The organism is Chimaeribacter californicus (assembly GCF_002858675.1).
In the GTDB taxonomy this organism is placed as follows: domain Bacteria; phylum Pseudomonadota; class Gammaproteobacteria; order Enterobacterales; family Enterobacteriaceae; genus Chimaeribacter; species Chimaeribacter californicus.
Genome location: NZ_PJZF01000002.1, coordinates 73,681 through 86,802 on the forward strand (window position 1 = coordinate 73,681; position 13,122 = coordinate 86,802).

The 13,122-nt window shown below is 60.8% G+C and carries 9 protein-coding genes; 5 read left to right on the forward strand and 4 right to left on the reverse strand.

What is annotated here, in order from left to right:
- Positions 1-23 precede the first annotated feature (23 nt).
- Complete coding sequence (relA, locus tag CYR55_RS03390; protein WP_101814760.1) at positions 24-2,264, reverse strand: GTP diphosphokinase; 2,241 nt, start codon at positions 2,262-2,264, stop codon at positions 24-26.
- A 468-nt stretch (positions 2,265-2,732) separates the two neighbouring features.
- Between relA and barA the strand changes: the two genes are divergently transcribed.
- Positions 2,733-5,489 (forward strand): two-component sensor histidine kinase BarA, encoded by a 2,757-nt coding sequence (barA, locus tag CYR55_RS03400; RefSeq protein ID WP_101814761.1) that lies wholly within the window; start codon positions 2,733-2,735, stop codon positions 5,487-5,489.
- A gap of 12 nt (positions 5,490-5,501) precedes the next feature.
- On the opposite strand, the gene CYR55_RS03405 is transcribed toward barA, so the two are convergent.
- The 3 genes from CYR55_RS03405 to dgt all read right to left on the reverse strand — a co-directional run bounded on the left by CYR55_RS03405 (position 5,502) and on the right by dgt (position 10,118).
- Positions 5,502-6,659, reverse strand: coding sequence for a CdaR family transcriptional regulator (locus tag CYR55_RS03405; protein WP_101814762.1), 1,158 nt, complete (start codon positions 6,657-6,659; stop codon positions 5,502-5,504).
- 298 nt (positions 6,660-6,957) lie between these two features.
- Positions 6,958-8,412 carry a serine endoprotease DegP gene (gene degP, locus CYR55_RS03410; RefSeq protein WP_101814763.1) on the reverse strand — a complete coding sequence of 485 codons (1,455 nt, stop codon included), beginning with the start codon at positions 8,410-8,412 and terminating at the stop codon, positions 6,958-6,960.
- 179 nt (positions 8,413-8,591) lie between these two features.
- Positions 8,592-10,118: a dGTPase gene (gene dgt / locus CYR55_RS03415; RefSeq protein WP_101814764.1), complete on the reverse strand. Its 1,527-nt coding sequence runs from the start codon at positions 10,116-10,118 to the stop codon at positions 8,592-8,594.
- 167 nt (positions 10,119-10,285) lie between these two features.
- On the opposite strand from dgt, the gene mtnN reads away from it, so the two are divergent.
- The 4 genes from mtnN (at position 10,286) to CYR55_RS23275 (ending at position 13,042) form a co-directional block, all read left to right on the forward strand.
- Complete coding sequence (gene mtnN / locus CYR55_RS03420) at positions 10,286-10,987, forward strand: 5'-methylthioadenosine/S-adenosylhomocysteine nucleosidase (protein ID WP_101814765.1); 702 nt, start codon at positions 10,286-10,288, stop codon at positions 10,985-10,987.
- Entirely contained in the window at positions 10,987-11,838 is an 852-nt protein-coding gene (gene btuF / locus CYR55_RS03425) for a vitamin B12 ABC transporter substrate-binding protein BtuF (RefSeq protein WP_420912717.1), read from the forward strand. The genes mtnN and btuF overlap by 1 nt, the downstream gene beginning before the upstream one ends.
- 1 nt (position 11,839) lies before the next feature.
- Positions 11,840-12,460 (forward strand): TRIC cation channel family protein, encoded by a 621-nt coding sequence (locus CYR55_RS03430; RefSeq protein WP_101814766.1) that lies wholly within the window; start codon positions 11,840-11,842, stop codon positions 12,458-12,460.
- A 309-nt stretch (positions 12,461-12,769) separates the two neighbouring features.
- Positions 12,770-13,042, forward strand: a complete 273-nt coding sequence (locus tag CYR55_RS23275) for a hypothetical protein (protein ID WP_146000944.1) — start codon at positions 12,770-12,772, stop codon at positions 13,040-13,042.
- The last annotated feature ends 80 nt before the right edge of the window (positions 13,043-13,122 follow it).

The window sequence follows — 13,122 nt, forward strand, 5'->3', positions numbered from 1 at the left end:
TAACCGGGCCGTCGTCGCAGGGATTAGCTGCCGTGCAGCCGCCGGGCCTCAAGCACATCAGGCAATTGGTTCAGCTTGGCGATCACCCGGCTCAGCACCTGGAGGTTGTAGATCTCAATCTCCATGTCGATGGTGGCGAGCTGCTCTTTGGTGTCGCTGCGGCTGGCGACGCCCAGCACATTCACCTTCTCATTCGCCAGAATGGTGGTGATGTCACGCAACAGGCCGCTGCGGTCGTTGGCGGTCACCCGCACCACCAGCGAATAGCCGCTGGAGTAGCTTTCGCCCCACACCGCATCCACCAGCCGTTCCGGCGCATGGGAGCGCAGATCGGCCAGCTGGTCACAGTCAGCGCGGTGGATCGAAATGCCGCGCCCCTGGGTGATGAAGCCGACAATCTCATCGCCCGGGATCGGCTGGCAGCAGCGCGCGATGTGGTGCATCAGGTTACCAACGCCCTCCACCACCACGCGGCCGTTGTCTTTGTTGGCGGCACGCTGGTGTGACGGCGCGCTTTTCTGCGTCAGCTGGCGCAGCGCTTCGCGATCCAGCTCCTCGGCCGTGGGCTTGTTCAGCTGCGACTGGAGGAAGTTGATCATCTGGTTAAGCCGGATGTCGCCGCCGCCAATCGCCGCCAGCACTTCGTCCAGCGAGTTGACGTTATAACGCGGGATCAGCACCTTTTCCGCCTCTTTCAGGCTGATGCCGAGCCGCGCCAGCTCATCATCCAGGATCTGCCGCCCGGCGATGATGTTTTTGTCGCGATCGAGTTTGCGGAACCAGTTCTGCACCTTCGATCGGCCGCGGCTGGTGGTGATGTAGCCGAGGTTAGGGTTCAGCCAGTCACGGCTGGGGTTCGGGTGCTTCTGGGTGATAATCTCGATCTGGTCGCCCATCTGTAACTGATAGGTGAACGGCACGATGCGCCCGCCGATCTTCGCCCCGATGCAACGATGCCCCACATCGCTGTGGATGTGGTAGGCAAAATCAAGCGGCGTGGAGCCGGTGGGCAAGTCGACCACGTCGCCTTTCGGCGTAAAGACGTAGACCCGGTCGTCGAACACCTGGCTGCGCACTTCGTCCAGCATTTCGCCGGAGTCGGCCATCTCTTCCTGCCAGGCAATCAGTTTGCGCAGCCAGGCGATGCGCTCCTCGTAGCCGGTACGGGCACCCACCACCGGTGCACCCTCTTTATATTTCCAGTGCGCGGCGACGCCCAGTTCGGCGTCCTCGTGCATCTGCCGGGTACGGATCTGGATCTCCAGCGGCAGGCCACGCGGGCCGAGCACCACGGTGTGGATCGACTGGTAGCCGTTGGGTTTCGGGTTAGCGACGTAGTCGTCGAACTCATCCGGCAGGTGGCGATAATGGGTATGCACGATCCCCAGCGCCGCATAGCAATCCTGCAAACGATCCACCACGACCCGCACCGCGCGCACATCAAACAGCTCATCAAAGGCCAGGGATTTTTTCTGCATCTTGCGCCAGATGCTGTAGATGTGTTTCGGGCGGCCGTAGATATCCGCCTTGATGTTTTCACCCTGCATTGCCCGGCGCAGGTTACCGACGAAATCATCGATATACTGCTCGCGGTCGATGCGGCGCTCATGCAGCAATTTGGCGATGCGCTTGTATTCGTCAGGGTGCAGGTAGCGGAAGCAGAAATCTTCCAGCTCCCACTTCAGCTGGCCGATGCCGAGGCGGTTGGCGAGCGGCGCATAGATATTGGTACACTCTTTGGCCGCCAGCACGCGCTCATCTTCCGGCGCGTCTTTGACTTCACGCAGGTGGGCGATACGCTCCGCCAGCTTCAGCACCACGCAGCGGAAATCCTCCACCATCGCCAGCAGCATGCGGCGCACGTTATCGACCTGCTCCGAGGCCATGGAGTCATTTTGCGTGGCTTTCAGCTGGCGGATGGCGTCCATATCAATCACGCCGTGCACCAGCGAGGTGATGCCCTGGCCAAACGCTTCGGTGAGGGTCGCTTCGTCAACGATGCCCTCATTCACCAGCGGGAACAGCAGCGCGGCGCGCATACTGTCGTTGTCCATGCTGAGGGTAGAGAGGATCTCCACCATCTCCAGGCCGCGCCATAACAGCAGCGATGCCTGAGGATGGCCTTGGGTCTGCTGTTCGCAGTAACGCCAGGTTTCGGCCAGACGCTCACATGACTGGGGGCTGGACAAGCCTAAACTTTCAATCCACGCATCCAGCGCAAATTCGCCCGCCGTATTCAAATGCGCACTTCTTACCGCAACCATATCGACTCCCTACTTGTCCGGCATAGCGGACCGGTTGATAAACAGGGCCTGCACACGCCTGCGCGACGCGTGCACCTCAGCCAGAGGATAGCCTGTTCCCAGCAAAACCTGATTGTCCCGTCCCGACAGGCGGGTACAGCACAGATAGACACTCCACGTCAGGGAAAGTTTGGCGTGATGTGGCACCGCCCTCTCTTGCCCGCGCGCCGGGCGGCACCCTGGGGGTTCCTTGTGCCGCCCGCCGCCCCCGGTGAAAGCCGGGAAATATTCAGCGAATTTATATGTGCATTATATTGCCCATTCGCCACCAGCGTGGCAATACCTTCCACGCCCGCGCCGCGTCTGCCCGGAGGGTTGATTTTACCGGGTCGTCACACGGCGGTTTGCAAGGTAGAATCAGGGCTTATTGCCGGGGTCAGCCATGTTGACCACGCGGTTCAGCGGCCCATTCTCCCACAGTGGAATCTCATGACCAAATATAGCCTTCGCGCCCGGATGATGGTGTTAATCCTGGCCCCCACCCTGTTGATCGGGCTGCTGCTCAGCACATTCTTTGTGGTTCACCGCTACAACGAATTGCAGGATCAGCTGGTGGATTCTGGTGCCAGCATCATTGAGCCGCTGGCCGTCGCCAGTGAATATGGCATGACCTTCCACAACCGCGAGTCCGTGCGCCAGCTGGTGAGTTTGCTGCATCGCCGGCATTCCGATATTGTGCGCTCCATCACGGTGTTTGACCGCGATAACCGGCTGTTCGTCACCTCGAATTACCACCGCAACTACAGCCAGCTGCAAATCAGCCAGGGCGAGCCGATGCCCACCGAGCTGATGTTGAGCCGCTACGGCAATGAGCTGATCCTGCGCACGCCGATCACCTCGGAAGAGAACTCCCCGGATGAAACCGACAGCATCCCGGCGCTGAAACCGGACAACCTCGGCTACATCGCCATTGAACTCGACCTCAACTCCGTGCGCCTCCAGCAGTACAAAGAGGTGTTTGTGGCCACGCTGCTGCTGGTGCTGAGCCTCTGCATCGCCATCCTGTTCGCCTACCGGCTGATGCGCGACGTCACCGGCCCGATCCGCAATATGGTGAATACCGTAGACCGCATCCGCCGCGGCCAGCTCGACAGCCGGGTAGAGGGCTATATGCTCGGCGAGCTGGACATGCTGAAAAACGGCATCAACTCGATGGCGATGTCGCTGACCGCCTACCACGAGGAGATGCAGCAGAACATTGACCAGGCCACCTCAGACCTGCGCGAGACGCTGGAGCAGATGGAGATCCAGAACGTGGAGCTGGATCTGGCGAAGAAACGGGCGCAGGAGGCGGCGCGCATCAAGTCAGAATTTCTGGCCAATATGTCCCATGAACTGCGCACCCCGCTTAACGGCGTGATCGGCTTTACCCGCCAGACGCTGAAAACCCCGCTGACGCCGACCCAGAGCGATTACCTGCAAACCATTGAGCGCTCCGCCAACAACCTGCTGACTATCATCAATGACGTGCTCGACTTCTCCAAGCTGGAGGCGGGCAAACTGGTGCTGGAGCATATCCCGTTCGCCCTGCGGGAAACGCTGGATGAAGTGGTGGTGTTGCTGGCGCACACCGCTCATGAGAAGGGGCTGGAACTGACGCTGAATGTGCAGAACAATGTGCCGGAACAGGTGATCGGCGACCCGTTGCGCCTGCAGCAGGTGGTCACCAACCTGCTCGGCAACGCAGTGAAATTCACCGAAAGCGGCAATATTGATATCAACGTGGAGCTGCGCTCGCACGACAATATGAAAGCGGAGCTGGAGGTGCAGATCCATGATACCGGCATCGGTATTTCTGAGCGCCAGCAGTCGCAGCTGTTCCAGGCCTTCCGCCAGGCGGACGCCAGCATTTCGCGCCGCCACGGCGGCACCGGGCTGGGGCTGGTGATCACCCAGAAACTGGTCAAGGAGATGGGGGGCGACATCAGTTTCTACAGCCAGCTCAACCGTGGCTCAACCTTCTGGTTCCACATCAATATTGAACTCAACGATCACTTTCTGCCCAGCGCCCAGCCGATGGAGGCGCTACAGGGCAAGCGGCTGGCCTACATCGAAGCCAACGATGCGGCCGCCAAGGCCACGCTGGAGATTCTGGCCACCACGCCGTTGCAGGTGACGCACGGCACCCAGCTTGCGCAACTGCCGGAGGAGCATTTTGACATCCTGCTGATTGGCGTGCCGCTGAACAAACGGCACATGCTCGAAGAGTACAAAACCCGGATGCCGGGCATTCTGGCGCTGGCCGACCGCGTCATCATGGCGGTGCCTTCCCAGTTGCAGATTGATGCCGAAGCGCTGAAAAAGCGCGGGGTTCAGGGCTGCCTGATCAAACCGATCTCCAGTGTCCGCTTGCTGCCGCTGCTGCTGGATGACAGCCAGGCCGGGCTGCTGGGCAACAAGGCCCACCGCCCGCCGCGCCTGCCGCTGACGGTCATGGCCGTGGATGACAACCCGGCCAACCTGAAGCTTATCGGCACGTTGCTGGAGGAGTTGGTCGAGCATACGCTGTTGTGCGACAGCGGTGCCGATGCGCTGGCGCTGGCACGTGAGCAGGATCTGGATGTGATCCTGATGGATATTCAGATGCCGCACATTGACGGCATCCGCGCTGCCGAGCTGATTCACCAGCTGCCGCAGCACACCCGCACGCCGATCATCGCGGTCACCGCCCACGCGCTGTCGGGTGAACGTGAACATCTGCTGCAATCCGGTATGGAAGAGTATCTGGCGAAACCGATTGATGAGGCGATGCTGAAACGGGTGCTGGCACGCTACCACGCCCCGGCGACGGCCGAGCCGGACGCCCCACCGCCGCTGGTCATCCCCGGTTCCGGCGAGCCGCTGCCCTCGCTGGACTGGTCGCTGGCGCTGCGCCAGTCAGCCAACAAAGAGGATCTGGCGGGCGAGCTGTTACAGATGTTGATCGACTTCCTGCCGCAGGTCAGCGAACGGGTGCAGGCGATCATTGACGGGGCCAATGACGACGCGATCCTGGCGCTGATCCACAAACTGCACGGCAGTTGCAGCTACAGCGGCGTACCGCGCCTGAAGCAGCTCTGTTGCTACCTGGAGCAGCAGCTGCGGCAGAATGTCAGCCTGCATGCGCTGGAGCCGGAGTGGCTGGAGCTGCTTGACGAGATTGAGAATGTCACCAATGCAGCGAAGATCCGCCTGCGGGGTGGCTGATCGCCCCTTGGTTCAGCGATCGTCATCCAGTTGCAGGGCGACATAGAGCAGCAAACGATCGTCAAAATTCCCGAGATTAAGGCCGGTGAGTTCTGAAATCCGGTTCAGCCGGTACTCCAGCGTATTGCGGTGGATATAGAGCGCCCTGGCGGTGGCGGTGGGCTGCACATTATGGGCAAACCAGGCGGCGAGCGTGCGGCGCAGCAGGCCGTTGTTGTCCATGGTTTTCAGCCGCGCCAGCGGGCGCACCAGTTCATTGGCCTGCCAGCCGCCGCGCAGGCTGTCGAGCAGTACCGGCAGCATCAGGTCCTGGTAAAAGTAGCTGCGCTGATCGGGCATCCGCTGTTTGCCGACGCTCATGGTAGTGCGGGCGGTGCGGTAGGAGCGGGCAATGCCGCCCGGCCCCGGAAAATAGTTACCCAGAGCCAGCCGGATGCGTAAACGGCCGCGTTCCGTCATCCGCGCCAGCAGGCTGTCAATGCGCGTGCGGTGCGCGTCGGCGTCCCAGCGGCCGTGGTTATTGAGCGCCGGTTTCAGCACCACCATTTCCGTCAGCGAGACAATGGCGATCAGGTTGTCACGCTCCGGCGAGGTGAGCAGCGTCTGTAACTGCTGCAATTCCGCCATTGCGCTGTCTACCCCCAACTGGCCGCTGTCCACTTCCACCACTGCCACCACCCGCGGCTGGCTGAGGTCAATGCCGAGCCGCTGCGCCCATTCGCTCAGCGCCGGGGAGAGGCTCTCCGCACGGATCAGGTTCAGCACCAGCTCTTCCCGCAGGCGGCTGTCCTGCGCCAGCATATGCAGCAGCCGCGCCTGTTCCAGCATCATCTCCGCCGTCATCCCGACCAGTTGCCCATACTGGTGCAGCTCAGCCGGGTTGCCGGTCAGGCCAATCACGCCGACGATGTCCCCGTCGAGCCGCAGCGGCAGGTTTACGCCGGGCCGCACGCCGTGCAGGTGGCGCGCCACCGCGTCATCAATGTCCACCACCCGGCCCTGCGAGATCGCCAGCAGCGCCCCTTCGTGTAATTCCCCCAGCCGCTCCCGGTCACCGCTGCCGATGATCCTGCCGCGCCCATCCATGACGTTGACATTGCTGTCAATAATGCGCATGGTACGGGCCACGATGTCCTGTGCCAGTCTGGCATCCAGATGATATGCTGCCATTCCTTTCCCTCTCCGCCTGCCGGTTGATCCTCTCTTCCCAGCATACTGAGCGCGCCGTAGCCCCGCATTGTGCAAACGCACAAAGCACCGGGATATGCCCGAAAGCTGTGGCAGCTATCACAGATTTTTGCAACGCAACAGAATGAAAGAACGCCTGCCCGGCCAGGGAGAGGCGGTAAAAATAGTGGCCGCCAGAGGAAACAAGCGGATCGCGGCCATAAAAAAGGCACGGTTTCCCGTGCCTTTTGTGCGCTGCCGGAACTGTGGTGCCGGCAAGGCTTGATTACTGCATCAGCATTTACTGCATCAATAAATAAAGAGAACTGTCGCCACGCTGGATCGACAGCGCCAGCACTGACGGCTTGGTGTCGAGGATCTTGCGCAGCTCGCCGAGGTTGGCCACCGGCTGCTGGTTGACGCCCAGGATCACGTCGCCTTTTTTCAGGCCAATGCGCGCCGCGGACGAACCAGGTTTCACATTGTCCACTTTCACCCCTTTCTGGCCGTTCAGGTCGGTGTTGCTCAGCTCCGCCCCTTCAATGCCGGTGTAGATGGTGCCGGAATCGACCTGCGCCTGCTGGCTCTGCTCCAGCGTCACCTCAACGGTGACCGGTTTGCCGTCACGTTGCAGCCCCAGCGTCAGTTTTGAGCCAATCGGCAGGGTACCAATCTCCGCACGGAACGCGGCAAAGCTGGAGATCGCTTTGCCGTTCATGGTCAGGATCACATCCCCGGCCTTGATCCCGGCTTTGGCCGCGGCGGACTTCGGCATCACCTGGCTGACGAATGCCCCGCGCTGGGCGTCGACTTTCATCGCTTTCGCCAGCTCAGAGTTCAGTTCGGTACCCATGATGCCCAGCTCGCCGCGTTTCACCTGGCCGAACTCGATCATCTGCGCGGTGAGGTTTTTCACCATGTTGCTCGGGATAGCAAAGCCGATACCGATGTTGCCGCCGTCCGGTGCCAGGATCGCGGTGTTGATGCCGATCAGCTCGCCGTTCAGGTTCACCAGCGCGCCGCCGGAGTTACCGCGGTTAATCGCGGCGTCGGTCTGGATGAAGTTCTCATAGTTTTCAATGTTCAAACCGCTGCGGCCGAGCGCTGAAACAATGCCCGACGTGGCGGTTTCGCCCAGGCCATACGGGTTGCCGATCGCCACGGTGTAATCACCCACGCGCAAGGATTCGGAATCCGCCATTTTCACCGCCGTGAGGTTTTTCGCGTCTTTAATCTGAATCAGCGCGATGTCAGAACGGGGATCTTTACCGATCACTTTGGCGTCAAATTTGCGGCCGTCATTGAGTTGCACCACGATTTTGGTGGCGTTGTCGACCACGTGGTTATTCGTCACCACATAGCCTTTGCCCGCATCAATGATCACGCCGGAGCCGAGTGCCTGGAAGGCCTGTTTCGGCTGCGGGGCGACGTTGCCGCCCTGGCCGCCGTCACTGCCGTCGCCGCCATCCTGGCACAGCGGGGATTGCTGGAACGGCGAGCCGTCCTGGCAGAGCGGGGAATTGTCACCAAAGAATTGCTGGAAATTCTGCCCCATCCGTGGGGTGTTGATGGCGGCACTGCCTTCGACGTTAATGCTCACCACCGAGGGCATCACTTTTTCCAGCATCGGTGCCAGGCTGGGCAACTGTGCGCTGCTGGAGGAGGCGGTTTCCGCCGCGTAAGCCGTTGAAACCGGGCCAAGGGCCATTCCAATACTTAGCGCCAGGGCGCTCAGGAACAAAGATGATTTTTTCATTTGTCTGTATCTCTTTAATTTATTGATGCGACAAGAACAATACTGACGGTGTAGCCGTGCTGAATAAGATGTAATTAATCACCTTAAGTTCACCGGCGTCGATTCAGCAATGGTAAAAAAGTGTTCAACGCCTTTACAAAAGGGCGTTTTTTAATCACCCGGTCACGCTACGCCGGTTTCTACTCTGCCGCCGCCAGCCGCCGGTACTCATCATAGGCGTGCAAATCGGTCATGCCGCTGATGTAGTCCTGAATCAGCCGGGCGCGGAAATAGTATTCCCAGATCGGCTGCTCCGCCGCCGGCAAAGAGGCGCTCTCTTTAACAGCCTGGCTATACGCCAGCCGGTACTTGCCGGAGAGTTTATGGAATAGCCGCGTCTCAATCGGGTAGCGCCGGTGGGTATCCTGTTCATTGAGCTGGCGGAAATCTTCCGGCGGCATCTCCAGCAGCGGGCTGTAAATATCCAGCAAGCCGCTGATCACCCGGTAGCCCTGCAACTCCAGCTCCTCAACCTCATGGTGGTTGAACACCCGCCGGAACGCGACACTCTTGAAGATCTCCAGCAGCCGGTTAACCTGGCTCTGATCCTCCAGCAACGCCTGGTTCAGCGTACCCTCGTAGATCTGCGGCAGGTTGTCGATAAAGCGTTGTGCCGCATGGGGCACCAGCCGTTTCACCGTCTGCACCCGCAACTCCATAAAGAAATAGTCGATCGGGTGGCGGTAACTTTGTGCTGCCGTCATCTTCTTATAGGCGGTGCCCACTACCAGATCAAACAGATCGCCCGGCTGCGCGCTGCCCCACTCCTGTTGTAAATAGTGGTAGAGCTGCTCAACGGTGAAAATCTTTTTCTCCACCGCGTCTTCCAGATCGGCGATGCAGTAGGAGATGTCATCGGCCGCCTCCATGATGTAGGTCAGCGGAAAGCGCTGAAATTCACCCAGTTGCAACTGCCTGCGCAACTGGCCGATCAGCGGCTCCTCGGCCAGGTAGTAACCCGGCTTTTTCATCAGATAACTGTAGGCGGGCGGCACCGGCCCGGCCCAGTACGCCGGGCGGGTATACTTCAGGATGCAGGCCACCTGGGTATGGGTCAGGTTGAGGCGCAACAGGCTGAACACCAGCCGGATCGCCTGCGCGTTGCCTTCAAAATGGCTGAGATCCTGGCGGATGCGGCAGCGCAGCGCGTTGAGCTGCTGCTCCCCCGCGCGCCGTTGCAGCAGCGGCACCCGGCAGGCATCCTGCTCCGGTGGGGTTTCCCCGGCATCAGCGATTGCCATGCGCCGCCCGAACCAGTCGTTGATCGCGGACTCGCCAAAGTGGCCGAAGGGCGGGTTGCCGATGTCATGCATCAGGCAGGCCATCTCCACCACGCTCTCAAAAGGGGCCACCAGCGCCGACAGCCCCAGCGCCTCCAATTGCCCCAGTTTGCCGAGCTTGTGCAGGATCTCCTTGGCAATATGCCGCCCTACCTGCTGCACCTCCAGCGAGTGGGTCAGGCGGCTGCGCACCGCTGCATTGCGCTCCAGGGGGAACACCTGGGTTTTCTGTTGCAGGCGGCGGATCGCCGCGGAGTTGATGATGCGCCCGCGGTCGCTCTCAAATTGGCGCACAATGTCATAGGCATCGAGATCCGCCAGATCGCGGCGCGGCGGGCTGAAAGGGCGTTCTATACTGAATTTTTTACTGAAATCGATTTCCGGCATGCTGTTCCCTCCGCGGGTCGCGCGGTGTATTACCCATTAGCGCCCGTCAGTAGCCATGATAGACTATTTGCTTTTATAAACATGTTGCCTTTATAAACATGTTGCCTTTATCAACATGCCCGCCCGCATCAACATGCGGGCCGCTCACCCCATCTGCGAGTATCCCTATGAAAGTTGGCATCATCGGCGCAATGGAGCAGGAAGTCACCCTGCTGCGCGACAAGATTGAAAACCGTGAAACCCTGCAACGCGCCGGGTGTGAAATTTATACCGGCACGCTGCACGGCGTCGAGGTGGCGCTGCTGAAATCCGGTATCGGGAAAGTCTCCGCCGCAATGGGTACCACCCTGCTGCTGGAGCACTGCCGCCCGGACGTGGTGATCAACACCGGTTCCGCCGGCGGGCTGGCCGCCACTTTGAAAGTGGGCGACATTGTGGTCTCCGATGAGGTGCGCTACCACGACGCCGACGTTACTGCCTTTGGTTACGCACCAGGCCAGATGGCGGGCTGCCCGGCGGCCTTCACCGCCGATGCGGCGTTGATCGATCTGGCGGCGCGCTGCATCAGCGACCTCGGCCTCAACGCAGTCCGCGGGTTGGTGTGCAGCGGTGACGCGTTTATCAACGGTGCCGAGCCGCTGGCGCGCATCCGGGCCACCTTCCCGCAGGTCGCGGCCGTGGAGATGGAAGCGGCGGCCATCGGCCATGTCTGCCACCTGTTCGGCACGCCGTTTGTGGTGGTGCGCGCCATCTCTGACGTGGCAGACCAGGCTTCCCACCTGAGCTTTGAAGAGTTCCTGGTGGTGGCGGCCGAACAATCCACCCGTATGGTGGATGCGATGGTGCAGGCGCTGGCGCAGCGCGGCTGATGATGCACCTGTTGCGTACCCTCAAGGCACTGCTGATGGCAGTGCCTTTTTTTGTCATGGGAAGTGCGGTGGCCCAGCCCGCCCAGCGGGTGATTGCGCTGGCACCGAACCTGACGGAGCTGGCGTATGCCGCCGGGCTGGGGCCGCAGATGGTCGCCGCCAGTGATTATGCGGACTACCCGCCCGCCGCAGAAAAGCTGGAGCGGGTCGCCAACTGGCAGGGGATCAATCTGGAGCGGATCGTGGCGCTGAAGCCGGATCTGGTGCTGGCGTGGCGCGGCGGCAACCCGCAGCGATCGCTGGATCAATTGCGGGCGCTCGGGGTGCCGGTGATCACCCTCGATCTGCAGAGCATCGAGCAGGTGGCAGCAGCGCTGGATCAGCTGGCGGGTTACAGTCGCGCGCCGGAGACCGCGCATCAGGCGGCACAGCAGCTGCGTGCAGAACGTGAGGCGTTACAGCGGCAGTATGCGCGCACCACCCCGCTGCCGGTGCTGTTGCAATTCGGCACCCGGCCGCTGTTCACCGCCTCCGGCCAGACGCTGCAAAGCGAAGTCCTGCGGCTGTGCGGCGCGCAGAACCTGTTTGCCGACAGCCGCGTACCGTGGCCGCAGGTAAGCCGCGAACAGGTGCTGATGCGCCGCCCGGCAGCGATTGTCACCCCCGGCGATCGCGCCGCGCAACAGGCGGTGGCGGCGTGGTGGCAGCCCCAGTTAACGGTGCCGGTAATTGCCCTGAATTCGGACTGGTTCAGCCGGGCCGGGCCGCGTATTATGCTGGCCGCGCGGCAACTCTGCCCGCAGTTGGCGGCGCTGCCCGCCTCCCCTTCCCCGGCACGGAACGATCGTTGATATGCTGCTCTACATTCTGGATATTTTAGGCACGGCGGTGTTTGCCATCTCCGGCGTATTGCTGGCGGGTAAATTGCGCATGGACCCGTTTGGCGTGCTGGTGCTGGGCGTGGTCACAGCGATTGGCGGCGGCACCATCCGCGATATGGCGCTGGATCACGGCCCGGTATTCTGGGTGCGTGACCCCACCGATCTGGTGGTGGCGATGGTGACCTGCATGCTGACCATCGCGCTGGTGCGCCAGCCGCGGCGGCTGCCGAAATGGATCCTGCCGGTGCTGGACGCGGTCGGGCTGGCGGTATTTGTGGGTATCGGCGTCAATAAAGCGCTGGCCGCCGGCACCGGCCCGCTGGTGGCGGTCTGCATGGGGGTGATCACCGGCGTGGGCGGCGGCATTATCCGCGATATTCTGGCGCGCGAAATCCCGATGATCCTGCGTACTGAAATTTACGCTACCGCGTGTATCGCCGGCGGCATTGTCCACACTGTCGCCTACGCGCTGGGGATGCCGCTCTCGCAGGCGACCCTGCTCGGCATGGCGATCACGCTGGCGATCCGGCTGGCGGCGATCCGCTGGCACCTGAAATTGCCGACCTTTGTGTTAGAAAACAACGGCGGATGATCGCCGGTTTGCCTTGCAAATTACTTAACCACTAATTAAGTATTTCTTGATTAAAAAATATTCACCAAACTGATTTGTTCTGTTATATTCATTCACATTGAGAAGCAGCCCTTCATTGTTTCGCTTCTCAATCACCCTTCTGATGCCCTCCTGATTCCCTTAATGTGACTCGTGACGGCTCAGAAAACAGCGCATTAGTAAACCGGTTAACCTAAGGGACGCGCAGATCGGCTAAAGCCGGCAGCACCCTGTGCCGATAATAAGGTAACTGATGCGTTGAACACTTTTTCAACACCAGGATCATGACCCATGCGACAACACCTATTCAGCGCGCTGTTTGCGTTGTGGGTATTGCCGGCAGCGGCCATCGGAAGTCAGGGCACAGGTGCCCAGGGCGTGATAAATGTTCGTATGGTGATTGTGCCGACCTGCGCAGTGACCGTCACTGACAACACGCCAACGGCGGAGTGCGGCAGCGATGCACGCTATCAGCCGGTTATCCGCACCCAGGCTCTGAAACAAGAGGCCCATCTGGCGGGCAACGTGGCACAACAGACGCAGCTTATTACCGTTGAATGGTGAGGCTGCGGCGGGGTTCCACACTACACACAGCAATGCGTTTTACCCAAAATCATATAAGCGTCATCAAAAAAATAACCCTA

Excerpts from the sequence above, each read along its gene's own strand:
- relA (WP_101814760.1), bottom strand. The coding sequence starts at position 2,264 with ATGGTTGCGGTAAGAAGTGCGCATTTGAATACGGCGGGCGAATTTGCG.
- barA (WP_101814761.1), top strand. The coding sequence starts at position 2,733 with ATGACCAAATATAGCCTTCGCGCCCGGATGATGGTGTTAATCCTGGCC.
- CYR55_RS03405 (WP_101814762.1), bottom strand. The coding sequence starts at position 6,659 with ATGGCAGCATATCATCTGGATGCCAGACTGGCACAGGACATCGTGGCC.
- degP (WP_101814763.1), bottom strand. The coding sequence starts at position 8,412 with ATGAAAAAATCATCTTTGTTCCTGAGCGCCCTGGCGCTAAGTATTGGA.
- dgt (WP_101814764.1), bottom strand. The coding sequence starts at position 10,118 with ATGCCGGAAATCGATTTCAGTAAAAAATTCAGTATAGAACGCCCTTTC.
- mtnN (WP_101814765.1), top strand. The coding sequence starts at position 10,286 with ATGAAAGTTGGCATCATCGGCGCAATGGAGCAGGAAGTCACCCTGCTG.
- btuF (WP_420912717.1), top strand. The coding sequence starts at position 10,987 with ATGATGCACCTGTTGCGTACCCTCAAGGCACTGCTGATGGCAGTGCCT.
- CYR55_RS03430 (WP_101814766.1), top strand. The coding sequence starts at position 11,840 with ATGCTGCTCTACATTCTGGATATTTTAGGCACGGCGGTGTTTGCCATC.
- CYR55_RS23275 (WP_146000944.1), top strand. The coding sequence starts at position 12,770 with ATGCGACAACACCTATTCAGCGCGCTGTTTGCGTTGTGGGTATTGCCG.